General features: G+C 68.8%; 23 protein-coding genes. 12 read left to right on the top strand and 11 right to left on the bottom strand.

The features are described 5' to 3' along the window. The first annotated feature begins 31 nt into the window (after positions 1–31). Complete coding sequence (locus ACESK5_RS00240) at positions 32–709, top strand: glycerophosphodiester phosphodiesterase (RefSeq protein WP_372909525.1); 678 nt, start codon at positions 32–34, stop codon at positions 707–709. Between the two features lie 4 nt (positions 710–713). Here the strand turns inward: ACESK5_RS00240 and ACESK5_RS00235 are convergent, their stop codons facing one another. Both ACESK5_RS00235 and cofD read right to left on the bottom strand, forming a co-directional pair. Further along, positions 714–1,520, bottom strand: coding sequence for a tRNA-dihydrouridine synthase (locus ACESK5_RS00235; protein WP_372909524.1), 807 nt, complete (start codon positions 1,518–1,520; stop codon positions 714–716). Beyond that, complete coding sequence (gene cofD, locus ACESK5_RS00230) at positions 1,517–2,530, bottom strand: 2-phospho-L-lactate transferase (RefSeq protein WP_372909523.1); 1,014 nt, start codon at positions 2,528–2,530, stop codon at positions 1,517–1,519. Before cofD ends, ACESK5_RS00235 begins: the two co-directional genes overlap by 4 nt. Positions 2,531–2,687: 157 nt before the next feature. On the opposite strand from cofD, the gene ACESK5_RS00225 reads away from it, so the two are divergent. Together ACESK5_RS00225 and ACESK5_RS00220 are read left to right on the top strand one after the other, a co-directional pair. After that, positions 2,688–3,293, top strand: a complete 606-nt coding sequence (locus ACESK5_RS00225; protein WP_372909522.1) for a TetR/AcrR family transcriptional regulator — start codon at positions 2,688–2,690, stop codon at positions 3,291–3,293. Beyond that, the gene (locus ACESK5_RS00220; RefSeq protein WP_372909521.1) at positions 3,290–4,735 is read left to right on the top strand and encodes an MATE family efflux transporter; all 1,446 of its coding nucleotides are present in this window, start codon (positions 3,290–3,292) and stop codon (positions 4,733–4,735) included. Before ACESK5_RS00225 ends, ACESK5_RS00220 begins: the two co-directional genes overlap by 4 nt. A 25-nt stretch (positions 4,736–4,760) precedes the next feature. On the opposite strand, the gene ACESK5_RS00215 is transcribed toward ACESK5_RS00220, so the two are convergent. Beyond that, positions 4,761–5,516, bottom strand: a complete 756-nt coding sequence (locus ACESK5_RS00215; RefSeq protein WP_372909520.1) for a response regulator — start codon at positions 5,514–5,516, stop codon at positions 4,761–4,763. 120 nt (positions 5,517–5,636) lie between these two features. Here ACESK5_RS00215 and ACESK5_RS00210 point away from each other — a divergent pair, with 120 nt between their 5' ends. The 3 genes from ACESK5_RS00210 to ACESK5_RS00200 all read left to right on the top strand — a co-directional run bounded on the left by ACESK5_RS00210 (position 5,637) and on the right by ACESK5_RS00200 (position 9,595). Continuing rightward, the gene (locus ACESK5_RS00210) at positions 5,637–6,860 is read left to right on the top strand and encodes an HD domain-containing protein (protein WP_372909519.1); all 1,224 of its coding nucleotides are present in this window, start codon (positions 5,637–5,639) and stop codon (positions 6,858–6,860) included. 64 nt (positions 6,861–6,924) lie between these two features. After that, entirely contained in the window at positions 6,925–8,487 is a 1,563-nt protein-coding gene (locus ACESK5_RS00205) for a PAS domain S-box protein (RefSeq protein WP_372909518.1), read from the top strand. A gap of 94 nt (positions 8,488–8,581) precedes the next feature. Further along, a complete protein-coding gene (locus ACESK5_RS00200) occupies positions 8,582–9,595 on the top strand; it encodes an amidohydrolase family protein (protein WP_372909517.1) in 1,014 nt (337 codons plus the stop codon). A gap of 21 nt (positions 9,596–9,616) precedes the next feature. Here ACESK5_RS00200 and ACESK5_RS00195 read toward each other — a convergent pair whose 3' ends face one another. Further along, entirely contained in the window at positions 9,617–10,558 is a 942-nt protein-coding gene (locus ACESK5_RS00195) for a biotin--[acetyl-CoA-carboxylase] ligase (protein ID WP_372909516.1), read from the bottom strand. A 60-nt stretch (positions 10,559–10,618) separates the two neighbouring features. Then, the gene (locus tag ACESK5_RS00190) at positions 10,619–12,451 is read right to left on the bottom strand and encodes an acetyl-CoA carboxylase biotin carboxylase subunit (protein ID WP_372909515.1); all 1,833 of its coding nucleotides are present in this window, start codon (positions 12,449–12,451) and stop codon (positions 10,619–10,621) included. 270 nt (positions 12,452–12,721) lie between these two features. Between ACESK5_RS00190 and asd the strand changes: the two genes are divergently transcribed. Beyond that, complete coding sequence (asd, locus tag ACESK5_RS00185) at positions 12,722–13,756, top strand: aspartate-semialdehyde dehydrogenase (RefSeq protein WP_372909514.1); 1,035 nt, start codon at positions 12,722–12,724, stop codon at positions 13,754–13,756. A gap of 49 nt (positions 13,757–13,805) precedes the next feature. Then, positions 13,806–14,414, top strand: coding sequence for a rhomboid family intramembrane serine protease (locus ACESK5_RS00180; RefSeq protein ID WP_372909513.1), 609 nt, complete (start codon positions 13,806–13,808; stop codon positions 14,412–14,414). A gap of 8 nt (positions 14,415–14,422) precedes the next feature. On the opposite strand, the gene ACESK5_RS00175 is transcribed toward ACESK5_RS00180, so the two are convergent. Further along, positions 14,423–14,806 (bottom strand): cyclophilin-like family protein, encoded by a 384-nt coding sequence (locus ACESK5_RS00175; protein ID WP_372909512.1) that lies wholly within the window; start codon positions 14,804–14,806, stop codon positions 14,423–14,425. Between the two features lies 1 nt (position 14,807). After that, positions 14,808–17,894, bottom strand: a complete 3,087-nt coding sequence (locus tag ACESK5_RS00170) for an FAD-binding and (Fe-S)-binding domain-containing protein (RefSeq protein WP_372909511.1) — start codon at positions 17,892–17,894, stop codon at positions 14,808–14,810. A gap of 120 nt (positions 17,895–18,014) precedes the next feature. On the opposite strand from ACESK5_RS00170, the gene ACESK5_RS00165 reads away from it, so the two are divergent. After that, positions 18,015–18,221, top strand: a complete 207-nt coding sequence (locus tag ACESK5_RS00165) for a hypothetical protein (RefSeq protein WP_372909510.1) — start codon at positions 18,015–18,017, stop codon at positions 18,219–18,221. A 65-nt stretch (positions 18,222–18,286) separates the two neighbouring features. Next, a complete protein-coding gene (locus ACESK5_RS00160; RefSeq protein ID WP_372909509.1) occupies positions 18,287–18,655 on the top strand; it encodes a VOC family protein in 369 nt (122 codons plus the stop codon). Between the two features lie 58 nt (positions 18,656–18,713). Here the strand turns inward: ACESK5_RS00160 and ACESK5_RS00155 are convergent, their stop codons facing one another. Both ACESK5_RS00155 and ACESK5_RS00150 read right to left on the bottom strand, forming a co-directional pair. Beyond that, positions 18,714–18,875, bottom strand: a complete 162-nt coding sequence (locus tag ACESK5_RS00155) for a hypothetical protein (protein ID WP_372909508.1) — start codon at positions 18,873–18,875, stop codon at positions 18,714–18,716. Between the two features lie 234 nt (positions 18,876–19,109). After that, the gene (locus ACESK5_RS00150; RefSeq protein ID WP_372909507.1) at positions 19,110–20,030 is read right to left on the bottom strand and encodes a CoA ester lyase; all 921 of its coding nucleotides are present in this window, start codon (positions 20,028–20,030) and stop codon (positions 19,110–19,112) included. A 95-nt stretch (positions 20,031–20,125) separates the two neighbouring features. Here ACESK5_RS00150 and ACESK5_RS00145 point away from each other — a divergent pair, with 95 nt between their 5' ends. Beyond that, positions 20,126–20,848, top strand: a complete 723-nt coding sequence (locus ACESK5_RS00145) for a fumarylacetoacetate hydrolase family protein (protein ID WP_372909506.1) — start codon at positions 20,126–20,128, stop codon at positions 20,846–20,848. 39 nt (positions 20,849–20,887) lie between these two features. On the opposite strand, the gene ACESK5_RS00140 is transcribed toward ACESK5_RS00145, so the two are convergent. Together ACESK5_RS00140 and ACESK5_RS00135 are read right to left on the bottom strand one after the other, a co-directional pair. Beyond that, complete coding sequence (locus ACESK5_RS00140; RefSeq protein ID WP_372909505.1) at positions 20,888–21,052, bottom strand: hypothetical protein; 165 nt, start codon at positions 21,050–21,052, stop codon at positions 20,888–20,890. 101 nt (positions 21,053–21,153) lie between these two features. Next, entirely contained in the window at positions 21,154–22,101 is a 948-nt protein-coding gene (locus ACESK5_RS00135; RefSeq protein ID WP_372909504.1) for a D-2-hydroxyacid dehydrogenase, read from the bottom strand. Between the two features lie 192 nt (positions 22,102–22,293). Here ACESK5_RS00135 and ACESK5_RS00130 point away from each other — a divergent pair, with 192 nt between their 5' ends. Continuing rightward, entirely contained in the window at positions 22,294–23,691 is a 1,398-nt protein-coding gene (locus ACESK5_RS00130) for an NAD(P)/FAD-dependent oxidoreductase (protein WP_372909503.1), read from the top strand. Positions 23,692–23,711 lie beyond the last annotated feature (20 nt).

The following is a 23,711-nucleotide window of genomic DNA, read 5'->3' as shown; positions in this document are numbered from 1 at the left end:
TCGTCCGTCGGGGCGACGCTCACGAACACGCATGCGACTCATCGCACACCGTGGCTGTGCGGCGCGCGGCCCCGAGAACACGCTCGCGGCCGTCGAGCGGGCGCTCCCGCACGTCGACGCCGTCGAGGTCGACGTCCGTCGCTGTGGCTCGGGCGACGTCGTCGTCGTCCACGACGCCACGCTCTCGCGGGTAGCCGGGGTGGACCGGCGGGTCGCCGATGTCGACGCCGAGGCACTCCGTGAGCTCTCGGTCCTCGGCTCCGACCAGTCCATCCCGCGACTCGCCGACGTGGTCGACCGCCTCCCCGACCGGGTCGGCCTGAACGTCGAACTCAAAGAGCGCGGGCTGGAAGCGGACGTCGAGGCAGCCGTCGCCGACCACCCCGACGTCTGGGTGTCGTCGTTCGACGCCAGCGCGCTCGCCGAGACGACGCTCCCCCGTGCGTTCCTCTTCGCCGGTGACCGGGACGGGGACGGGACCGACGACACCGACTGGGCCGACGGCCTCGCAGTCGCCCGTGACCTCGACTGTGACGCCGTCCACCCGCAGTACGAACTCGTCGCTGACGCGCCCGAACGCGTCGACGAGGCGCACGACGCGGGGCTGGCGGTGAACGTCTGGACGCCGCCCGTCGAAGCGGTTCCCCGACTCCAGCGGGTCGGTGTGGACGGCGTCATCGTCGACGACTGGGACGTCGCGGTCGAGTGACGGGTCAGCGGACGTCGGCGTCCGAGGTAGGCGGGTGTTCCTCCGGGGCCGACGCGCTCGACGCCGTGTCCCGCGCCTCGAACCAGTCGTCGACGGCCTCGCGGACGCGCTGGAGGACGCGCGGGTCGGTGCTCGGCCGGCCAACGCTCACGGCGTCTGCGCCGTAGTCGAGGTACTCGTCCACCGTGTCGCGGTCACGGACGCCGTTGTTGGCGACGAGGTGGAGGTCCGGGGCGGCGTCGGCCACGTGCGCCACGACCTCCTCGGAGTCCATCGCGTCGACGTGGAACAGCGTCGCGCCCGCCTCGTCGACCCGGCGGGCCGTCTCGGTGAGGTCGACGCCGTCGACCTCCGCCCGGACCTTCACGCTCACCGCCGCGCCCTGGTCGGCGGCGGCGGCGACGTACTCGGCGAGGCGGTCGGTGTCGCGCAGGAGCGTCTCGCCGCAGCCGACGCGACACAGTTCCGCCTGCCGGCAGTGGGCGTTTATCTCGACGACCGCGTCGTGCGCCGCACACAGTCGCGCGGCCTCCCGGACGGGGGGAAGGGTCGAACTCCGGACGTTCACCCCCGCCCGAACCGGTGCGCCAGCGAGGACGGCGAGCTGAAAGTCGACGAAGACGAGCGGGTCGGGCGGCAGGAACTCCGAGCGGTCACGGGCCACCAGCGCCCGGGCGGCCTCTCGCGAGTCCCGGTCGAGGGCGACGCCGCCGAGCATCGCGAGGTCGGCCCACAGGCTCCCCTCGTGCGCCCAGCGCGCGTCCGCCTCTCCCGAGAGACTCGCGAGGACGAGTCGTGGCTCCCGCGTCATCTCCACCCCCCGGTAGCGACTCGGTCGAGCGCGTCCCGGACCGCATCGAGGACGCGCCGCGCGTCGTCGGGGCCGTCGAGTCGCGTGTCCGTCCGGACGACGGGGCGGTCCAGCGCCGTCTCGTCCGCGTCGTCGAGGACGAACGCGTCGGCGAACGGGTACGCTTCGGCGACCCCGGCAGTCGAGGGGTCGAGGCCGACACCCTCCATCAACTCGGCCGCCGGACCGGAGAACACCTCACGGCCGACGAACGGCGAGACGACGACCACCGGTGTCTCGGCCAGGGCGGCCTCGACGCCCGGGAGCGCGAGGATGGGGCCGATGCTCGTCACCGGGTTCGAGGGGCCGACCACCACCGGGTCGGTGAGGGCGTCGCGCACCGACGGCGTGGGGGTGGCCGCGTCGGCGCCGCGGAACTCCACGTCCTCGACGGCGGGTTCGGCGCGCCGGTCCACCCAGTACTCCTGGAAGTGCATCGGTCCCTCGGCAGTGTGGACGATGGTCGCGACGGGGTCGTCGCTCATCGGCACGAGGTCGACGTCGAGACCGAACGCCTCGGCGAGGATGCGCGTCACCGCGGTGAGGCTGTGGCCCTCGTCGATGAGGCTCGTCCGGGTGAGGTGGACGGCCCGGTCCCGGTCACCGATCTCCATGAACTCCGCCACGCCCGAGAAGCGCCGCCAGCGGGCGATTGTTCGTCCCCGTGTCTGTGCGTCGTCAGGGAGGTACCGGGGGCCGTCGTCGAGGCCGGCCGCCGCCGCGAGTCGGTGCAGTTCGTCGTGCGTCCCGGTGGTGTCTCCGGCGACTCCCCACCACCGGTCCCGGTCGAGGACGTCTCCCCCGTGAAACAGCACCGTGTCGACGTCCGGACAGACGAGGTGGCCGCCGAGTTCGACGTCGTCGCCCGTGTTGCCGACGACGGTCACGTCGCTCGGCGCGACCGACCCGTCGGCGTCGAGGCCGTCGAGGAGTTTGGGCGTCCCCGTCCCGCCAGCGAGGAACGTCGTCATGAACCCCTGCTATGCGGAGCGGTGGTTTGAAGCTTCCTGCCGCGTCCCGTGAGAGACGCCGCCCGGGGTGTGTTCATCCGTCGCGAGAGTGGCGCTGGCACCCCGACGGGCGAATCCGTGGATACTTGACTGACCAGTTAGTCAGTTCGAACACTGAATGTCCGACGAGCCCCGCGAGACGGTCGTCCGTGCTACCTGCCGCGCGCTCTGTGCGCACGGCTACGCGAACCTGACGATGCAGGACATCGCCGACGAGACGGACCTGAGCAAAGCCGCCCTCCACTACCACTACGACACCAAACGCGACCTCCTGACGACGTTCCTCGACTCGCTGGCGTCGTGGTACGAGGGCCGACTGGAGGACCTCCCAGGCGACGACCCGGCCGCGCGACTCCACGCGCTGTTCGACGAGTGTCTCACCACCGACGCCGACGCCGACTACCCGGCCTTCCACACGGCGATGCTCGAGGTGAAGGCGCAGGCGCCGTACGAGGAGGCGTACCGCGAGCGCCTCACGGCAGTCGACGACGTGCTCCGTTCGCGGGTCGAAGGACTCGTCGCGGAGGGAATCGACGAGGGGGTCTTCAGAGAGGTCGACCCCGAGGCGACGGCGAACTTCGTCGCGAGCGTCGTCGTCGGCGCACACACGCGGAACGTCGCCGTCGGCCACTCGCTCGCCGAGACCCGCGTGTTGCTCGACGCCTACGTCGACGACCATCTCCTGACTGACGAGGGGGAGGCCACACGGGAGGCCGCTCGATGAGCGTCCTCGACCGTCTGTCGGGCCTGTTCAAGAGCAAGGAGGAGTTCGACCTCACGAGCGGCGGCATCGGCAAGCCGCTGTTCTACCTCGCGCTGCCCATCGTCATCACGAACCTCCTCCAGACGGCGTACAACCTCGCCGACACCTTCTGGCTCGGTCAGTACTCGACGGAGGCGCTCGCGGCCATCTCCTTCGGCTTCCCGCTGGTGTTCCTGCTCATCTCCTTCGGCTTCGGTATCTCCATCGCCGGGAGCGTCCTCGTCGCACAGTACGTCGGTGCTGGCCAGGAGGAGGAAGCCGAGTACGCCGCCTCACAGACGATGACGTTCGCCGTGCTCGCCTCGGTCGTTCTCGGTGCCGTCGGCTACCTCTTCGTCGAGGACGTCCTGCGACTGCTGGGTGCCTCCCCCGAGGTCCTGCCGGGTGCGACGGCGTACATGCAGGTCATCTCGCTGGGCATCGTCTTCCTCTTCGGCTTCCTCGTGTTCATCTCGCTGATGCGCGGCTACGGCGACACCATCACGCCGATGCTCGTCATGTTCGGTTCCGTGGCCGTAAACGTCGCCCTCGACCCCTTCCTCATCTTCGGCTGGTGGGTGTTCCCCGAACTCGGCGTCGCGGGCGCGGCGTACGCGACGGTGTTCTCCCGGTCGCTCGCACTCTTCGTCGGCATCGCGATCATGCTCAAGGGCGACCGCGGCGTTCGCATCCACCCACGGCAGATGCTCCCCGACCCTGGCTACTTCCGGCGCATCGCCGCGCTCGGCGGCCCCGCCTCGGTGGAGGTCACCGGCAGGGCGCTCTCCGTCAACTTCCTGCTCGTCGTGGTCGGCCTCTTCTCGACCACCGTCGTCGCCGCCTTCGGTATCGGCACCCGGGTCTTCTCGGTCATCTTCCTCCCCGCCATCGCGGTGGCACAGGCGGTCGAGACGATGTCGGGACAGAACATCGGTGCCGGGAAACCCGACCGTGCGGAGGCGACGGCCGACTTCGCCGCGAAGACGATGTTCGTCGTCCTCTCGGCGATGGGCATCGTCGTCTTCGTCTTCACCGAACCCATCGTGGCCGTGTTCACGACCGACCCCGCCGTCGTGGACGAGGGGGCGAACTTCCTCCGCACGGTGGCGCCCACGTTCGGCCTCCTCGGTGTCCTGCGGGCGTACAGCGGAAGCTTCCGCGGCGCCGGTAAGACGCTCATCTCGGCTGCCATCGCCATTCTCGCCCTCGGTGCTGTCCGTCTCCCCGTCGCGTGGTTCGGCGCGCAGTCGTTCGGTCCCTCCGGCATCTGGTGGTCGTTCGTCGTCTCGAACGTCGTCGGCGCCGCCGTCGCCGTCGTCTGGTACAAGCAGGGAACGTGGCGCGACGCCGACGTAACCCAGCCTGACGTCGTCGACGACATCGACGAGGGGGACGTGGTCGACCCCGCGGGCACGGACGACTGAACGCCGCCCGAGCACGAACAGAGAATCAGTCGTCGGTGGCCTCGTGTTCCGTCACGACGATGACGAGTTCCCCGCCGGACAGCGTCGAGACGGATTTCGACTCGCGGAACGTGGTGCCGTCGGCTCTGAGCCCGACACACGTACCGCCCCACTGGCCGTGCTCGGCGACGTGGGGGAGGACGTCGGTCTCTATCGTCTCGACGGCAGCGTCCGTGTGGAGTCGCTGCCACGGTTCTCCGACGAGTTCGGACCGCTCGTACCCGTACAGGTCGAGGTACGTCTCGTTCGCGTACCTGAATCGACCGTCCGCGTCGACGATACAGATCCCCTCGCGTGCGGCCTCGAGCGCCTCCAGCCGCACCTGTTTCTCGCGCTCTGCTCGCGCACGGGCGACCTCGCGTTCGATACGCGTCCCGAGCGTCAGGAAGTGCGCCGCACTCGACCCCTTCTGGATGTAGTCGTCGACCCCGTTCCCGATGGCCTCGGCCGCGATCTCCTCGCCGCCTTTCGCGGTGTAGAGCACGAACGGGAGGCGTGGGTGCGTCTCCCTGACGCGTTCGAGGAGGGCGAGCCCGTCCATCTCGGGCATGTCGTAGTCGCTCAACACACAGTCGACCGCCGGCTCCTCGTCGAGTCTGTCGAGGGCCTCCCTCGCGCTTCCGACAGAGACGACTCGGAACCGCTCGCACCGCCGTTCCAGCGAGAGACCGACCAGCTCGGCGAACGCCGCGTCGTCGTCGACGTGGAGGAGTCGGATGTCCGAGTTGCCGAAACTGTTCACTCGGTCTAAAAGTAGCGGAGGAATATGTGTACCTGTCGCCTCGATTTTCAAAACTGGTATCATATCGAAAACGACGACGCCATCCGACGGTTTTTGTTCGATGCGGGCGCATCTCTCCACATGCTGGCTATCAAGGACAGCGTCCACGACCACATCGAGGTCGAGGGCGTTGCCGAGGCGCTCATCGACACGCCGGCCGTCCAGCGACTCCGCCGCGTCACGCAACTGGGAACGGTGAAGTACGTCTACCCCTCCGCGAACCACACCCGGTTCGAGCACTCGCTCGGCGTCTACCACCTCGCCACCCGCGCACTCGACAACCTCGGCGTCGAGGGCGTCGCCGCCGAACGGATCCGTGCGGCGGCCCTCCTGCACGACGTCGGTCACGGACCGTTCAGTCACAACGTCGAGAGCGTCGTCCACCGACACACCGGCAAGTACCACGACGACGTCGTCGACCTCGTCACCAGCGGGGAGGTGGGACGCGTCCTCGCCGACCACGACATCGACCCGGGCGACGTGGCCGGCCTCGTCCGTGGCGAGGGCCGGTACGGCCAGCTCGTCTCGGGCGAACTCGACGTCGACCGGATGGACTACCTCGTGCGGGACGCCCACCACACCGGCGTCCCCTACGGCACCATCGACCACGAGCGCCTCGTCCGCGAACTGGCGTTCGTCGACGGCGAACTCGTTCTCCGGGAGGGGAACGTCCAGACGGCTGAGTCGCTCCTCCTCGCGCGGGCGCTGATGAACCCCACGGTCTACCAGCACCCGGTCGCGCGCATCTCGAAGGCGATGCTCCGACGAGCCGCGGAACGCTTGCTCGAGACACCCGACATCTCCGCGGCGGACGTCCGGCGGATGGACGACTACGACTTCGTCTCGGCGCTCCGGGTGACGCCGGAGACGAGTGCGTACGCCGAACGCCTCGACACTCGACGGCTGTTCAAACGCGCGGTGTGGGCCGAGCACGACGACGTCCCCGCGTCCCTCCTAGACGCCTCGCACGCGGAGTTGCGCGCGTTCGAGCGCGAAATTTCCGACCGCGTCGACCTCTCCCCGGCGAACGTCGTGGTGGACGTCCCCGCCCCGCCGTCGATGACGGAGTCGACGTCGCGCGTGGTCGTCAACGGCGACATCCGAGAGCTAGGGAAGGCCTCGCCGCTGGTGTCGGCGCTCCGGACGGCTCAGGAACAGCAGTGGCGACTCGGCGTCTACTGCCCCCGGTCGGAGACCGAGCGAGTGGGCCGAGCGGCCGTCGAGGTCCTCGGCCTCGACATCGAGGGCGCGCTCGTGAGCGACGTCCGCGCCGGACTGAACACGACGCTCGACGAGTTCCAGTGACGGGGGCTCGCCGTGTCCCGGCCGCCGTCAACGTTTATGCACGACGCCCCACTACCCATGGGGAGTGGACGACGACGCTTCACCAGCCGTGACAGCCTTCTCGTCTGCCCTCTTCGACTCCGTGTCGGACCTGCTCGTCGCCTTCGACCGGGCCGGTACGGTCACCCACTGGAACCGGGCGGTGACCGAGACGACCGGACACACCGACGAGACGCTGTCGTCCGCGTCAGTCGGCGACCTGTTCGTCGACGCCGCCGTCGTTCGTGAACGCGTCGTCGACGCGGCGACGGGAAACGGCCCCTTCGTGGCGAGGGTCCGCACCGCCGACGGTGACCAGGTCCCCTACGAGTTCACCGCGACGGTGCACACCCACGCCGCGGCCGACGTCGACGCCAGCGACACCGGCGACACCGGCGACACCGGCGACACCAGCGACACCGACGACACCAGCGACACCGACGACACCGACGCCGAGGACGTCGAACACGTCGTCTGCGTCGGGCGGGCGGTCACCGACCCTTCCGACCGCCGTCGAGGAGGCGACTGGTACCGCACCGTCCTCGAGTCGCTTCCGGACGCCATCTACGCCATCGAGGCCGACGGAACCATCGCGTACGTCAACGAGGCGTACACCGCGATGAAGCGTGCCACCCGCGGCGAACTGCTGGGCACCGACATCGACGACTGGATCGACGACGAAACGGTCGAGCAGGCCGACGAGTTGCGCCGGGCACTCGACGCCGGGGACCGTGACGTCGGGGCCATCGAGTACGAGTTCGTGACTGCCGACGGGGAGCGAGTTCCGGCCGAGATTCGATTCAGAGAGGCGAACGACGACGAGTTCGGATTCTCACGGGTCGGGATGATCCGTGACGTCTCTGACCGGGTCGAGCGCGAACGACAGCTCCAGCGGCAGAACGACCGCCTCGACGAGTTCGCGGCCATCGTCAGCCACGACCTCCGAAACCCGCTGAACGTCGCCGAAGGCCGTCTGGAACTGGCCCGTGAGGAGTGCGACAGCGAGCACCTCGCGAGCGTCGAACGCGCCCACGACCGGATGTGGTCGCTCATCGACGACCTGCTCACGCTGGCGCGACAGGGTGGGGACGACCTCGACCCGGCGACGGTGTCGCTCGCGACGCTCGCCGACCGTTGCTGGGATTCGGTCGAGTGGTCGGAAGCGACGCTCGCCGTCGAGACGGACGCGGCCGTCCGTGCGGACGAGAGTCGCCTCCAGCGACTCCTCGAGAACCTGTTCAGGAATTCGGTCGAACACGGTTCGACCACTCCCCGCTCACAGGCTCGTGAGGACAGCGTGGAACACGTGTCCACGGACAGCCGGCCAGCGACAGACCGTCCGGTCGAGGACGCGGGGAGCGACCCGTCCGTCACCGTGACCGTCGGCGACTTGCCGGACGGCTTCTTCGTCGCGGACGACGGCCCGGGGATCCCCGCCGAGGTGCGCGACGAGGCGTTCGAGGCCGGCTACTCGACGAACCCCGAGGGGACCGGGTTCGGACTGAGCATCGTCCGGGAGGTGGCGAACGCACACGGGTGGGACGTCCGACTCGTGGACGCCGAAGAGGGCGGGGCGCGGTTCGAGTTCCGCGGCGTCACGGTGGTCTGAAGGCGCGCCTGCGAGCGCTCTAGGCGCCCGGCGACGCCGACCGAGGGTCCCGAACCTGCACGTTCAAGAACGTCTCTCCCCCAGAGTCGACCCGATGCACCTAGAGGGGACCATCCTCCACGGCCGCGACTTCGAGCCTATCGAGGGACGGGTCGTCGTCGAGAACGGTCGGGTCGAGGCGGTCGAACGGACGGAGACGGAGTCGACCGACGTCGTCTGCCCGGCGTTCGTGAACGCTCACACCCACATCGGCGACTCGGTCGCCAAGGAGGCCGGGGCGGGACTGTCGCTCGACGACCTCGTCGCGCCGCCGGACGGGCTCAAACACCGCCTCCTCCGGGCGGCCTCGCGCGAGGAGATGGTCGCCGCGATGCGCCGGTCGCTCCGGTTCATGCAGGCGACGGGCACCGCCGCGTGCGTCGAGTTCCGCGAGGGCGGCGTCCCCGGCGTCGAGACGTTCGCGGCGGCCCGCGAGGGGATCGACGTCGACGCCGTCGTCCTCGGCCGGGAGACGGAGGACGCGATGCACGCGAGCGACGGCTTCGGCGCGAGCGGCGCTCGGGACGGCGACTTCGCGGCGGTCCGGGGGGCGACCCGCGAGGCGGGGAAACTGTTCGGCATCCACGCCGGGGAGCGCGACGCCGACGACGTCGACGCCGCCATCGACCTCGCCCCCGACTTCCTCGTCCACATGGTCCACGCCACCGACGACCAGATCGAACGCGTCGCCGACTCGGAACTCCCCGTCGCCGTCTGCCCCCGCTCGAACCTCGTCACGAACGTCGGCGTGCCACCGATTCGGCGTCTCGCGGAACGAACGACCGTCGCGCTCGGGACGGACAACGTGATGCTCAACTCCCCGTCGATGTTCCGCGAGATGGAGTTCGCCGCGAAGCTCTCAGACGTGAGTGCCGAGACGGTGCTGCGGATGGCGACGGTCGACGGCGCTGACCTCGCCGGACTGGACTGCGGCGTGGTCGAGGCGGGTGCGCCGGCGAAGCTGCTCGTGCTCGACGGCGACTCCGACAACCTCGGCGGCGCGAAAGACCCGGTTCGAGCGGTGGTACGGCGGGCCGGGCAGGCAGACGTGAAGCGCGTGGTTCTCTGACCCGCTGCCGTCACGACGCGTTCACACCGGCCGCAGGTGCTCGCAGTCGCCCGTGTGAATCACCCGGTCCTCCTCGTCGGTTCGGACGACGAGCGCGCCGGGGAACTCGACGTCGACGGCCACTCCCTCGATAGTCTCGCTCGTCGTCTCGACGCGTACCCGGCGGCCGAGCGTGTCCGCGTGTTCGCGCCACGCGTCGAGGACGCTGTCGGGGTCGCCCCGGAGTTCGTCGAACGTCTCGAGGAGCCGCTGGACGAAGACCCGGCGCTCGACGTCGCCGGCCTCCTCGCGGATGCTCGTCGCGCCCGCCGGGAGGGCCGACGCGTCGACGTTGGCGTTGACGCCGATGCCGACGAGGAGCCACGAGACGCGGTTCGCCTCCCCCTCCATCTCCGTGAGGATACCCGCCAGCTTGCGGCCGCCGCGTTCCGCGGTGTCGTCGCTCACGACGACGTCGTTCGGCCACTTGATCGACGCGTCGACGCCCGCCTCGCGTGCCGCTCGCGTCGTCGCGACGGCCGCGGCGAGCGTGTAGATGGGGGCGTGCGCGGGCGGACAGTCGGGCCGGAAGACGATACTGAGCCAGACCCCTCCGGACGGGGCGCTCCACGCCCGGCGGAGTCGTCCGCGACTCCCGGTCTGCTCGTCGGCCAGCACTACCACGTCCGACGCGCCCGCCGCCGCGAGTTCGCGCCCGCGGTCGTTCGTGCTCCCGATGGTGTCGTGGTACTCGACCGTGTAGGGCGCGTCGAGACCGTACTCGACGGTCCCCGCTCCGAACTCCGGCACCGCGGTGACGACGTAGCCCGCCTCGGTCGACTCGACGACGAACCCCTCGTCGCGGAGCGCTTCGACCTGCTTCCAGACGGCCGCCCGGGAGACGTCGAGGCGTTCAGCGAGCGCCGGACCCGAGGCGGCGCTGGACGACAGTTCTCCGAGCAACGCACGCCGTGTCTCGTTCATGCGGAGAGGAGAGGCGAGGCGGGTATGAAGGCGACGGCTCTCCGCCGCCGACTCGTCCGTCTACTCGATGACGACGAGCACGTCCCCCATGTCGACGGAGTCGCCCTCGCCGACGAGCACCTGCGTGACCGTGCCGCCGGCCTGGGTGGTGACGTCGTTCTCCATCTTCATCGCCTCGAGGACGCAGACGACGTCACCGCCCTCCACCTCGTCGCCCTCGTCGACTTCGACGGAGAGGATGGTGCCCTGCATCTCGGCGGTCACCTGCGCACCGTCGGCCGTGACGGCGCTGCCGTCGTCGTCCTCGGTGGCGACGTCCGGGCGACTCCGACCACCGCCCCCACCGCCGCCACCGGCGGGGAGTTCGATTGCGGGCGCGCCCCGCTCTTCGAGCGACACCTGGAACCGCTTGCCGTTGACCTCGACCGTGAACTCGCGTTCGGTGACCTCCTCGTCGTCGTCCGCGTCCGACCCCTCGGCCGGCCCCCAGCGTTCGACGGCTGCCTCGATGCGGGAGCGGTCGAGTTCCTCGTCGAGGTACTTCGTCGTGTGCGTTCCCGACCGGAAGGCCTCGTCTGAGATCATCAGCCGGTGGAACGGGATGATGGTGTGGAAGCCCTCGATTTCGTACTCGCGGAGCGCGCGTTCCGAGCGCGCCAGACACTCCTCGCGGTCGCTCGCGTGGACGACGAGTTTCGCGACCATCGAGTCGTAGTCCGTCACGAGGTCGTCGCCCTGCCGGATGGCGTCGTCGAGTCGGACGCCGATGCCGCCCGGCGGGTCGTACGTCTCGAAGGTCCCGCCCGGCGCCGGAGCGAAGTCGTTCGCGGGGTTCTCGGCGTTGATGCGGTACTCGATGGCGTGGCCGTCGATTCCGACGTCCTCCTGTGCGAAGTCGAGTTCCTCGTCGGCGGCGACCCGGAGTTGCCACTTGACGATGTCGATGCCCGTAATCTCCTCGGTGACGGTGTGTTCGACCTGGATTCGCGTGTTCACCTCGAGGAAGTAGAAGTCCGCGTCCGGCCCGAGGAGTTCGTCGTCACCTCGTGGCTCTTCCTCGACGAGGAACTCGAACGTGCCGGCATTGTAGTAGTCCGCGGCGTCGGCGCCGCGGCGGGCGGCCTCGCCGATTTTCTCCCGCAGTTCGTCAGTGAGGGCGGGGCTGGGCCCCTCCTCGATGACCTTCTGGTGTCGGCGCTGGAGCGAGCAGTCCCGCTCGCCGAGGTGTCGGACGTTGCCGTGGTGGTCGGCGAGGATCTGGACCTCGATGTGCCGGGGATTCTCCAGATACCGCTCCAGGTAGACCGACGGGTTGTCGAAGTAGGCCTCGCCCTCGCGTTTGGCGCTCTGCAGTTTCTCCTCCGCATCGTCGGGGTCGCGGACGATTTTCATCCCACGCCCGCCGCCACCACCCTCGGCCTTGATGGCGATGGGGTAGCCGTACTCCTCGCCGAAGTCGTGGACCTCGGCGGGGTCGTCGACGGGGTCGGTCGTCCCGGGCACGATGGGGACGCCGGCCTCGTTCATCACCTTCCTCGCCTTCGTCTTCTCGCCCAGTCGCTCCATCGCGTCGGACGACGGGCCGACCCACACCATCTCGGTCTCTTCGACCTTCCGTGCGAACTCCGCGTTCTCGGCGAGGAAGCCGTAGCCCGGATGGATGGCGTCCGCGCCCGCCTTCCGCGCGGCTTCGATGACGGCCTCGTGGTCGAGATACGAGTCCGCCGCGCGGGCGGGACCGACGTTGTACGCCTCGTCCGCGTACCGGACGTGTCCCGAGTGTTTGTCCGCGTCGCTGTAGACGGCGACCGTCCGGACGCCGAGTTCCTCGCAGGCCCGCATCACCCGAACCGCGATCTCCCCGCGGTTCGCAACCAGTACCTTGCTGAACATTTGCGCCGTACTTCTCGGAAGACCCACCTGTTTCTATCGGTTCTTCACTCGTATCACCGCCCCGAGAGGAAGTGACTGTCCATCGTTTTACTCGGACGCGAGTCAACGAATCGCCACTCCTCCCGAAGAGCGCGTGAGCATCACCGCACTCCGGGGTGAGAAGACGACGAACGTCCAGGATTCGGGGCGCTGATCGCTGGTGAGTGAACGATTGTGATATCTAACCCGATTCCGAAGCGTCTTATGTGAGTGCCACACAAGCACACGCCAATGAGTGTACGAGTCGGTATCCTCGGCGCAACCGGTGCGGTCGGCCAGCGATTCATCCAACTGCTCGACGACCACCCGACCTTCGAACTCGCGGCGCTGACCGCGAGCGAGGAGTCGGCGGGCGAGTCCTACCGTGACGCCGCGAAGTGGCGCGTCAACACCCCCATCCCGGACGATGTCGCGTCGATGACCGTCGGACGGACCCACCCCGACGACGTCGACGACGACGTCGACCTGCTCTTCTCCTCGCTCCCCTCCTCGGTGGCGGCAGACGTCGAACCGCTCTTCCTCGAGGCGGGCTACGTCGTCTCTTCGAACTCCTCGAACGACCGCATGGCCGAGGACGTCCCGCTCACCATCCCCGAAATCAATCCCGGACATCTGGACCTCATCGAGATTCAGCGCGAGGAGCGCGGCTGGGACGGCGCCCTCGTGAAGAACCCCAACTGCTCGACCATCACGATGGTGCCGACGCTCGCCGCGCTCGACGAGTTCGGTCTCGAACGGGTGAACGTCACCACCCTGCAGGCCGTCTCCGGCGCGGGCTACTCCGGCGTCACCTCGATGGAGATTATCGACAACGCCCTCCCCCACATCGGCGGCGAGGAGTCGAAGATGGAGACGGAGTCCAGAAAGCTGCTCGGCACGTTCGACGGCGCGGAGGTGACGCTCCACGACATGGACGTCGCCGCCTCCTGTAACCGCATCCCGACGCTCGACGGCCACCTCGAGAACGTCTTCGCCGACCTGGCCGAGGACCCGTCGGTCGACGACGTCGCCCGCGCGATGCGCGAGTTCCCCGGCGTCGACCTGCCGAGCGCGCCCGACCAGCTCGTCCACGTCTTCGACGACCCCGGCCGCCCCCAGCCACGGCTCGACCGCGACCGCGAGGGCGGAATGGCCGTCTGCGCCGGCGGAATCCAGCAGACGACCCACGGCGTGAAGTACAACTGCCTCGCGCACAACACCATCCGCGGCGCCGCCGGCGCGTCGCTCCTCAACGGCGAACTGCTCGTCGAAGAGGGCTGGGTGTAGGGACGCCGAATCCTTTTCTCGGTACCGTCCCGAGGCTCGGGTGAGACCCATGGCGGTGGACGCGGCCGGCGTTCGCGGGCGACTCGCCACCTGGCGAGCGACGCGTCCGGCAACCACCACCCTCGTCGCAGTCCTCGCGGCGGCGTTCGCCGTCGAGTCGCTCGTCTGGTGGCTGTTCGGCTTCCCGACGATGGCGTTCTGGTTCGCCGCGAGCGCGACTCCTTCCCCGGGGTGGCTCCTCGCTCCGCTCGCTCACCAGTCGCTCGGACACCTCCTCGGGAACCTCCTCTTCCTCGTCGTGTTCGGGTCGCTCGCAGAGGCCGACCTCTCCGCGCCGACCTGGTACTGGCTCTTCGGCACCAGCGCCGTCGCCGGAACCGCGGCGCAGGTGTGGAGCTACCTCCTCGCGGGGGTCGAGGGCGGCGCCGTCGGAGCGAGTGCGGGCGTCGTCGCGCTGGTCTCGTACGTCGCCGTCCGGACCGTCCGCGACGGCCCCGCGGCGCGCTCGCGAGTCGCCTACGCGCTGGGTGTCGCCGGCGGCATCGGGATGGTCTCGCTCCTCCTCAGCGACTTCGTGTTGACCACCGGTTCCGCGGAGTACGCCCACCTCCTCGGGGTGACCGTCGGGGCGTTCGCCGGCGTCTACGTCCGCGAGTGAACGTCCCGTCAGCCCCGTTCGACCCGGACGTGCGCGCCCCCGTCGATTCCCGCCAGCGCCGAGACGTCCGTCATCCGCGCGACGACGTTCACCGGCGACGCCGCTCGCGGCTCCGCACCCTCCGACGCCGGCGTCGGCCCCCAGAACAGACAGAGTTTGTCCCCCGCCGGCCAGTACGCGACGGACCCGACGTCGACCACCGCTCGCGCGTCCTCGGGGTCGGTGTCGACGGGGACCGAGAAGTACAGTTCGTCACCCCACCGGGCCGCCTCGCCCTCGACGGGGAGCGCGGCTTCGAGTGCCTCGCGGGTCCGCGGCGCGTCGCCGGTCCAGTCGGCGTCGAGGGTGACCGCCTCCGCCTCGCCCGTGACCGTAATCGAGAGGTCCGCCATCTCACCGCTCCCGCGGGAGGGCCCGCGCGACCAGTTCGATGGGGTGCGGCGGGTTCTCCGCCGCGCCGTCCCTGTCGCCGAGCTGTGACCGGCACGACGCGCCCGGTGCCGTCACCTGCTCGCCCGCGCTCTCGTCGACCTGGTCGAAGAGGATGCGGCCGATGGCTTTCGAGAGGGCGAAGTGTTCGGCCTCGTAGCCGAAGGAGCCCGCCATGCCACAACAGCCCGAGTCGAGCGGGTCGACCCGGTAGCCCACTCTTCGGAGCAGGCCGACCGCGTGGTGGTCCTTGTTCGTCGCCTTCTGGTTGCAGTGGCCGTGGTAGGTGAGCGTCTCCATCGACTCGGGTGCGGGCGTCTCGAGTTCCCCGTCCAGGTGGTGGACGTCGAGGTACTCACACACCCCGAACGCGGCGTCTGCGACCCGTCCGACCGCCGGTCCCGAGAGCAGGTCCCGGTACTCGTCCTGGAACATTACGGCGTCGGACGGTTCGACGAACACGACGGCGAACCCGTCGTCGACGCGTGCCTGGAGGCGATCGACGTTCGCCTGTGCGCGCTCGCGGGCCGTGTCGAGGAAACCTTTCGAGTACGACGCCCGCCCGGACGGTTCGAGGTCGGTCGGGATCTGCACGTGGACGCCCGCGGCCTCCAGCACTCTGACGGCGGCCTTCCCCGGCTCCGGGTAGGAGTAGTTCGTGTACGTGTCCGGGAAGAGGAGGACGCGGTGTTCCGCGTCGGCCTCCGGGACCTGTGGTCCGCCGCGCGCCTCGAACCAGTCGACGAGCGTCTCGCGGGTGAACGTCGGGAGTTCCCGGTCGCGGGCGATGCCGAAGAGCGACTCCATCACCGTCCGCGCGCCCGGGAGCTTCGTCGCCCAGTTCGAGACGGGCGCGAGCGTACTCCCCAGCCGGGACCACGAGTCGATGTCGGCGAACAGCCGCTCCCGCCGCGAGGACCCCTCGCGCTGGTGGTACTGGTGTTTCACCTCGGTCTTGAGCTTCGCCATGTCGACGCCGGTCGGACAGTCCGACTTGCAGCCCTTACAGCCCACACAGAGGTCCAGCACCTCCTCCTGGAAGCGGTCGGAGTACAGCTCCTCCTCCGGAAGGTCGCCGCTGATGGCCGCCCGGAGCATGTTCGCTCGACCCCTGGTGGTCTGTATCTCCTCTTTCGACGCCCGGTAGGTCGGACACATCACGTCCGAGGTGGTCTGCCGGCAGGTGCCACAGCCGTTGCAGAGTTCGACCAGGTGCGAGAAGCCGCCCTCGTCGGAGAAGTCGAGCGCCGTCTGTGGCTCCAGCGACGAGTACTCCACGCCGTAGCGGAGGTGCTCGCGCATGTCGGTCGGGTCGTCGTCGCGGAAGACGACCTTGCCGGGGTTCATGAGCCAGTCGGGGTCGAACGCCGTCTTCACCTGTTTGAACGCCGTCCAGAGCTCGGGCCCGTACATCTTGGGGTTGAACTCCGTGCGGGCGAGACCGTCGCCGTGTTCTCCGGAGAACGCGCCGTGGTGTTCGAGCACGAGGTCCGTCACGGCGTCGGCGATGGCGTGCATCGTCTCGATGCCCTGCTCCTCCTTGAGCGAGAGGATGGGTCGGATGTGGAGCGTCCCCACGCCGGCGTGGGCGAAGTACGCCGCCGACGTGCCGTTCTCCTCTAAGACCTGTTCGAACTGCTGGACGTACTCGGCGAGTTCTTCGGGGGGCACGGAGGCGTCCTCGATGAACGGGTACGGCTTGGGGTCACCCTCCATCGACATCAGTAGCGGAATCGCGGCCTTCCGGAGCTTCCAGACGTCGGCCTGCGCCTCCGGCGTGTACGCCTCGACGGCCGCAAAGGCGGTGGCGGCGGCGGGCGCCTGTCCGGTCGTCGCCCCGCCGTCGGTCGCTCGCTCGCGACTGCGAACCTCGCCGAGCAGGTCGGCGCCGTCCGCCAGGAAGTGCTCGTTCGTCTCGGCGATGGCCGCCGGGAACTCGCCGTGGAGTTCGGAGTCGAACTCGAGCATGAGTGCCGCCTTCGTCCCCTCGGGGATGGCGTCGGCGTACTGGGCGTACTCGGTCGACTCCGCGGCCAGCCTGAACACCTCGTCGTCCATCAACTCCACCGCCGAGGCGCCGTAGTCGAGCGCCTCGGGGACGGCACGCATCGCGTCGACCAGGTCGTCGAAGCAGTAGAGCACGAGCGCCGTCTCCTCGGGACGGGTCACGAGACTCACCGTCGCCTCGACGACGACGCCCAGCGTCCCCTCCGCCCCGACGAGGAGTTTCGAGAGGTTGATACAGCGTTCGCCCGCCTCGTTCTCGTAGACGACCTTGTGGAGGTTGTACCCCGAGACGCAGCGCTTCAGGCTCGGGTAGCGCGTTTCGATTTCCTCGGCGTTGTCCTCGACGACCCCCCGGACCGTCCGATAGATGTGTGACTCGAGGTTCCCCTGCTCGACGATGTCCTCGTACTCCTCGGAGTCGACGACGACCTCCCGGGTGTGGATGAGCGACCCGTCCGCGAGGACGACCTTCAGTTCCTCGGTGTAGGCGTCGGTGATGCCGTACCGCACCGAGTGTGCTCCGGTGGAGTTGTTCCCGATGCCGCCGCCGACCGTCGCGCGCGCCGACGACGCCGGGTCGGGGGCGAACTTCAGCCCGTACGGTTCGAGTTCGGCGTCGAAGTGGTCCTGGACGACGCCCGGTTCGACCGTCGCTCGCCGCGCCTCGGGGTCGATGTCGAGCACCGAGTCGAGGTGGCGAGAGAGGTCGAGCACTACACAGCCCGGTCCGACCGCCTGTCCGGCGAGCGACGACCCGGCACCCCGAGGGAGGACGGGGACACCGTGACTCGTGGCGACGTCGACGGCACGCTGGACGTCTGCGACGTCCGTCGGATACACCACCCCGGCGGGGCGCGCCCCGTAGATGCTCCCGTCGGTGGCGTACAGCACCTGTGCGTACTCGTCGAACTCGACGCCCCCGTCGACGGCATCGCGCAAGTCGCTGGCGAGGGCGCGATACTCCTCGACGTCCGGCCGGTCGTGACCGAGCGTCGCCGCCGAAGTCTCCGGCGACGGCTCGGGTGTCGGGTCGTCGACAGCCATGACGGATTCGTTAGAGTAGTTCATGATAAATCTGTGGTAACACCGTCCATCCCCCTGCCCTCTCCGACATACGTTGGATGGCTGACAAGCTTATGCTCCGTGGGCGCGTCCGTCTCCGCCATGAGCGACGTCACGTGGAGCCCGCTCGAAGCAGCGTACGACGACGAGGACAGGCAGTGGTACGTCCTCCTCTACCGTGTCCGCGAGACGGACGCGGGCGACAGACACGAGTTCCGAACGGTCCGTGGCGACGCCACCACCGAGTTCGGCATCACCGAGCACAGAGGTGGCGAGCGACTCAACGTCACCGGCGGCCGGGAACTGTAGCGGTCGTCTCCCGATCGAGGGGAGCCAACGGGCGGATTTATGTCGCGCTCTCCGAGAGTAGCCGCATGGCACCGTTCATCCACCTGTGTCTGAACGTGGCGGACGCCGACGAGAGCCAGGCGTTCTACGAGCAGTTCGGCTTCGAGTACACGCGCTCGTTCGAACTCGGCGGGGCGGAGAACCGCTACGTGGCCGACGGGAACGGCATCGAACTCCAGTTCAAGGACGACCCCGCCGTCGAGGAGGTGACCGTGGGCGACGCCTGGGACCACCTCGCGCTCGGCGTCGACTCCGTCGACGAGGTACTCGAGGAAATCGACCACTACGGTATCGTGAACGGACCGATGGACGTCGAGCAGGCGGGCGCGCGCGTCGTCTTCTTCGAGGACCCCGACGGTCACGTCGTGGAACTCGTCGAGGCGCTTGAGGGCTGACGTCGCTCCCGGGCGGCGACTCGTACCGGTGACGGCCGCGCCGCGGGTCCCCCTTCACTCAGAAGTCGTCGGGGGAGCGAACGCCGACGACGTCGCTCTCGCGCGCCTGCCGTCGTGCCCGTCTGCGTATCCGCTCCCGGGTGAACCACCGGTGGCGCTGTTCGGTCCCCATCAGCCCCCAGCCGTCGGGGAACTGGTAGTCGGTACGGTTCCGTGTCACAGTGTCTCACTCAGAACCTGTCCCTGCGGACACATAGGCGTTTCACCGGTCCACCTGTGGCGCTCACTCGGCGTCGGGCCACTGACGCGTGTCGGACGCGTCGGTCACGTCCCTCGAGTTCAAGCCAGATGACGCGGCCACCTCCCGGTATCCCCCCGTTCGCTGGCCGGGCGCGTCTCGCGGGTGTGCGGTACACCGCGTCCGGAGGGACGCCGTACCGCCTGTTCGCACACCTCAGAGGATGCCCGCCGCCCGTGCCGTGGCGACGATTTCCTGTGCCATCTTGTTCGTCGCCTCGTCGACCATCTGGCCGTCGACCTTCACCGCCCCCTTGCCCTCTGCCATCGCCCTCTCGTACTCGGTGACGATGCGTTCGGCCCGTTCGGCCACGTCGGGGTCCGGCGCGAACACCTCGTTGGCGATTTCGATCTGCGAGGGGTGGATGGCCCACTTGCCGTCACAGCCGAGCATGTTGGCGTTCGACGCCGACTCGCGGAAACCCTCCTCGTCTTCGATGTCCGCGTACGGCCCGTCGATGCAGGGCAGCCCAGCGCTCTTGGCCGCGGCGTTGACGTACGACAGGGCGAAGTGCCAGTAGTGACCGGGATAGTCGGGGAACTGACCGATGTCCAGCCCGGGCGTCCCCATCGCCGCCGAGTAGTCGCCCGGCCCGAAGATGACCGAGTCCAGCCGTGGGGAGGCGTGTGCGATCTCGTAGACGTTGTGCATCCCCATCCCGTCCTCTATCTGCGGTTCGAGGCCGATACCTCCCACTTCGAGTCCGGCGTTGACCTCCACCTGTTCGAGGAGCGTCTCGACCGTGTGGATGTCGCTCGCGCGTTTCACCTTCGGGACGATGACGTCGTCGAGGTACTCGCCCGCCTCGGTGACGACGTGGATGAGGTCCTCGTACCACCAGCGCGTGTCGAGGCCGTTCATCCGGAACGAGACGACCTTGTCGCTCCAGTCTTCCTCCTTCAGCGCGGTCACCAGCGGGTCACGCGCGTCCGCCTTCGCGTTCGGTGCCACGGAGTCCTCGAGGTCCAAGAACACCTCGTCCGCGTCGCTCCCCGCCGCCGAGTGCATCATCTTCGTGTCACTCGCGGGTGTGGCTAACTGCGTCCGCCGGAGTGTGACGTCGGTCGTGTCTGTCATTATCTCTCACCATTGGGTGGGTTTCGTCTGACAAAAGCGTACCTCCCGACGGGACGAAGCGACAGGCTTTCGACACGGAACCATCGAAGAGAGGTATGCGACTGGCGAGGGCACGAACGGACGACGGTGTCGTCGCGGGCGAGTACCGGGACGGAACGCTCGTGAGCGATGGGGCCGAGTACGTAGTCGACGAGGGTGACTTCCTCCCCCCGTGTGAACCGACCGCGCTGTACTGCGTCGGCCGGAACTACGCCGCGACGCTGGACCAGATGGAGTACGAACGGCCCGAGGAACCGGACTTCTTCATCAAGCCGCCGGCGTCGCTGCTCGGACACGGCGATCCCGTCGCGTATCCGCCGTTCACCGAGGAACTGACGTACGCCGGCGAACTCGCAGCCGTCGTGGACGTCGAGTGTCGTGACGTCTCGCCCGCGGACGTCCCCGGCGTCGTCCGTGGGTACACGGTGATGAACGACGTCGACGCCCTCGACCAGCAGGGACGGACCGCCCGGAAGGCCTTCCGCGGGTCTGGACCCCTCGGACCGTGGGTCGAAACCGACGTCGACCCGACGGCCATCGAGATGTACACCGACGTCTCGGGCGAACGCCGACAGGAGGCGAACACCGAGTTGATGCTGTTCGACGCTCACGAAATCGTCTCCTTCCTCTCGCGGCGGTTCACGCTCCAACCCGGAGACGTCGTCGCGTTCGGGAGCCCCGCGAACCCGGGGCTCGTCGAACCCGGCGACTCCGTCGAGATAACGTACGAGGGTGTCGGCACGCTCCGGAACGAAATCGTCGACACGAGCGAGTGGTGACTCGCCGACGCCACCCCTGACGCGCCACTCCAGTCGCCGTCAGTCACCGCCGAGACAGAGCGAACAGGTCTTCTCCAGCGCCGCGAGTTCGCGGTCCGAGACGACCCGTTCCCGTCGCCGCGTCACCCCGACGTGCGTGTACAGACAGGTCGACCGGTGCCAGGTGCCCCCGGCCGTCTGTACGAGGACGTATCTCCCCGACATACTGTCTGTAATACGTGAATGTGCAAAAAGATACCACCTGTCATATCAGGTCCGTCGCCGACGTCGACCGGACAGTCGAGGCTCTGCGTCGGCGCGGGCCGTCAGGCGACGCGGTTCTGGAGGTCCCCGCTGTCCGCGTCGAGTCGCCGGACGTTCTCCGCGACGATGTCCGCGAGGCGCTCGTAGTACCGGGGCGTGTGGCCCGCGTTGTGTGGCGTGATGAGGACGTTCCCGAAGTTCCACAGCGGGTGGTCCTCCGGGAGGGGTTCCGGGTCGGTCACGTCCAGTGCCGCCCCACGGATGTGGTTGCTCCGGAGCGCACGGACGAGGGCCTCGGTGTCGACGACGCCGCCCCGGGCGACGTTCACGACGACTGCTTCGGGCGGGAGGGTCTCGAACGCCTCGTGGTCGACGAGTCCCCGGGTCGTCTCGGTGAGCGGGCAGGCGAGGACGAGGTAGTCGGTGTCGGCGAAGGCGTCGTGGACGGCGTCGAACCCGACCACCTCGTCGGTCGGACCGCCCTTCTCGGGACTGTACCGGACCCCGATGGTGTCGACGCCGAACCCCCCGAGGCGGGCGACGACTGCCTCACCGATTGCCCCGAGGCCGACGACGGTCACTGTCGACCCCTGGAGTTCGGACGCCTGGAAGGAGCGCCACTCGCGCTCTCGCTGCTGTCGCCAGGCGGTGTCGAACCGCCGGGTGAACGCCAGCATCGCGCCGACGGCGTGTTCGGCGACGTTCGGCCCGTGGACCCCGGCCGCGTTCGTCACGGCGACACCCGCGTCGGCGAGTGCCTCCGTGGGGAGGTGGTCGGTCCCCGCGTAGGTGCAGGCGAACACCTCCATGCCGTCGTCGACCCGTGCGGGGTCGACGCGGTGACCCGTCACGACCCGGGCAGCGAACGCCTCCCGTTCCTCGTCGGGCGTGCGTGCGAGGGTGACGTCGTGGTCGGGGAGTCGGTCACGGAGGGCCGCGGCGTACTCGCTGGCGGGCATTCCGTGAACCTTCTGTCGGAGGACGGCGACGTCCGGTGGCGTGTCACTCATACGGGCAGGATTCCGTGGCGGCGTTAAGAGTCCGTTCGAAGCGGCCGGGGTCGCCGTCTTCGTCGGTTCCCCACCCCGCCCGTGGGCGCTCAGCGTCGCCGGCAGGTCGGCGGCGGCCGGAGAGTCGAGAGGCGCGACCGACACCGCCGGCAAAGAATGGAATTTAATACCGCCGAATCGACGAAACGGAGTATGGAACGCGTGGACGTGGCCATCGTCGGTGGCGGCCCGGCGGGGTCGTCGGCAGCACACGCCGCCGCGGCGGCAGGCGCCTCGGCGCTCGTACTGGAGAAGGGGGTGCCGCGGGCGGACCGTCCCGACCGACTGGGTCCGGACTCGACGGACGCCGCGGGTATCCTCGACTACTGGGTCGACATCATGGGGATACACCCCGACGAGTTCCCCGACGGCGTCCTCCTCCACCACCTGGACCGTGCGGAGTTCATCGGCCCGAACGAGTCGGTGACGATGCGCTCGACGGGCATCGAATCGTCGTACGACCACTTCGGCTACTGTTTCAACCGGGCGCGCTTCGACGACTTCCTGCGCACCCGCGCCGAGGAGGCGGGCGCGGAGTACCGCGTCGGGGTCTCCGTCCGTGACGTCGAGACCCACCCGGAAGCGAGCGGCAGCGAGACCGACCCCCGGCACGTCGTCACGACTGCCGACGGGGCGACTGTCGGTGCGGACTTCCTCGTCCTCGCGGACGGTCCCCAGCGGACGGTCACCAACAAGGTGCTCGACCGCCTCGTCGACTTCGACATCACCGACCGCCTCGCGTCGACCTCGGCGAACCACATCGCCTACCAGGAACACCGCCGATTCCCCGAAGAGGTGTACGAGGAGGTCTCCGGGGCCATCAAGTTCTGGTGGGGGTACATGCCGGGACACACCGCCTACCCGTGGATTTTCCCGAACGACGACAACGTGTGTCGGGTGGGGCTGACGATGCCCATCGGCCTCGACCTCTCGGAAGTGGCCGAGCGCGACAAGTACAAACTCCTCCGGTCGGAGGACGAGCGCGTCCCTCAGGGGAAGGAGTACATCCGGCGTCTCCTCGAACAGGAGTACGGCGACGAGTACGACGTCGAATCCGACTTCCCCCTCGTCGAAGAACGGGGGAAGACGAAGGGAACGGAGACGTACCCCATCTCCTCGACGCGGCCCATCGACTCGCCCGTCGCAGCGGGAATCGCCGTCGTAGGGGGCGCGATGGGAGCCACCTCGGCGTTCCACGAGGGGGGCGACCACGTCGCCGTCCGGACGGGTGCCATCGCCGGGCGACTCGCCGGTGAGGGGGACCTCTCGACGTACAACCGCGCGTGGAAGGACGCGATAAACGACGAGGTTCTCCGCAACGTGGCGATGGCCGACATCGTCCACGACTACGGCCCCGACGACTGGGACTGGGCGTTCGAGACGGCGCGGAAACTCCAGACCGAGGAGGGCGGCTACCGCTCTTTGAGCGTCTCGAAGATGAGCGCGGGCGTGAGCGCCGCGCGACTCGTCGGGACCTACAAGAAACGCAAGTTCAAGTTCCGAAACGGCAAGTACGTCCAGATTCGCGAGAACGAGTACCGGCCGACCTGACTCCGACTCCGGGCCCTCTG

The sequence above is a fragment of the Salinigranum sp. genome, from assembly GCF_041641895.1.
Taxonomy (GTDB): domain Archaea; phylum Halobacteriota; class Halobacteria; order Halobacteriales; family Haloferacaceae; genus Salinigranum.
This window is presented reverse-complemented; position numbering and strand designations above follow the sequence as displayed.

Coding starts and splice junctions, on each gene's coding strand:
- ACESK5_RS00180 (WP_372909513.1), top strand. CDS start 13,806: ATGGCGGTGGACGCGGCCGGCGTTCGCGGGCGACTCGCCACCTGGCGA.
- ACESK5_RS00190 (WP_372909515.1), bottom strand. CDS start 12,451: ATGTTCAGCAAGGTACTGGTTGCGAACCGCGGGGAGATCGCGGTTCGG.
- ACESK5_RS00135 (WP_372909504.1), bottom strand. CDS start 22,101: ATGAGTGACACGCCACCGGACGTCGCCGTCCTCCGACAGAAGGTTCAC.
- ACESK5_RS00235 (WP_372909524.1), bottom strand. CDS start 1,520: ATGACGCGGGAGCCACGACTCGTCCTCGCGAGTCTCTCGGGAGAGGCG.
- ACESK5_RS00240 (WP_372909525.1), top strand. CDS start 32: ATGCGACTCATCGCACACCGTGGCTGTGCGGCGCGCGGCCCCGAGAAC.
- ACESK5_RS00145 (WP_372909506.1), top strand. CDS start 20,126: ATGCGACTGGCGAGGGCACGAACGGACGACGGTGTCGTCGCGGGCGAG.
- ACESK5_RS00210 (WP_372909519.1), top strand. CDS start 5,637: ATGCTGGCTATCAAGGACAGCGTCCACGACCACATCGAGGTCGAGGGC.
- ACESK5_RS00200 (WP_372909517.1), top strand. CDS start 8,582: ATGCACCTAGAGGGGACCATCCTCCACGGCCGCGACTTCGAGCCTATC.
- ACESK5_RS00150 (WP_372909507.1), bottom strand. CDS start 20,030: ATGACAGACACGACCGACGTCACACTCCGGCGGACGCAGTTAGCCACA.
- ACESK5_RS00170 (WP_372909511.1), bottom strand. CDS start 17,894: ATGGCTGTCGACGACCCGACACCCGAGCCGTCGCCGGAGACTTCGGCG.
- ACESK5_RS00140 (WP_372909505.1), bottom strand. CDS start 21,052: ATGTCGGGGAGATACGTCCTCGTACAGACGGCCGGGGGCACCTGGCAC.
- ACESK5_RS00195 (WP_372909516.1), bottom strand. CDS start 10,558: ATGAACGAGACACGGCGTGCGTTGCTCGGAGAACTGTCGTCCAGCGCC.
- ACESK5_RS00130 (WP_372909503.1), top strand. CDS start 22,294: ATGGAACGCGTGGACGTGGCCATCGTCGGTGGCGGCCCGGCGGGGTCG.
- ACESK5_RS00220 (WP_372909521.1), top strand. CDS start 3,290: ATGAGCGTCCTCGACCGTCTGTCGGGCCTGTTCAAGAGCAAGGAGGAG.
- ACESK5_RS00160 (WP_372909509.1), top strand. CDS start 18,287: ATGGCACCGTTCATCCACCTGTGTCTGAACGTGGCGGACGCCGACGAG.
- asd (WP_372909514.1), top strand. CDS start 12,722: ATGAGTGTACGAGTCGGTATCCTCGGCGCAACCGGTGCGGTCGGCCAG.
- ACESK5_RS00225 (WP_372909522.1), top strand. CDS start 2,688: ATGTCCGACGAGCCCCGCGAGACGGTCGTCCGTGCTACCTGCCGCGCG.
- ACESK5_RS00165 (WP_372909510.1), top strand. CDS start 18,015: ATGAGCGACGTCACGTGGAGCCCGCTCGAAGCAGCGTACGACGACGAG.
- ACESK5_RS00175 (WP_372909512.1), bottom strand. CDS start 14,806: ATGGCGGACCTCTCGATTACGGTCACGGGCGAGGCGGAGGCGGTCACC.
- cofD (WP_372909523.1), bottom strand. CDS start 2,530: ATGACGACGTTCCTCGCTGGCGGGACGGGGACGCCCAAACTCCTCGAC.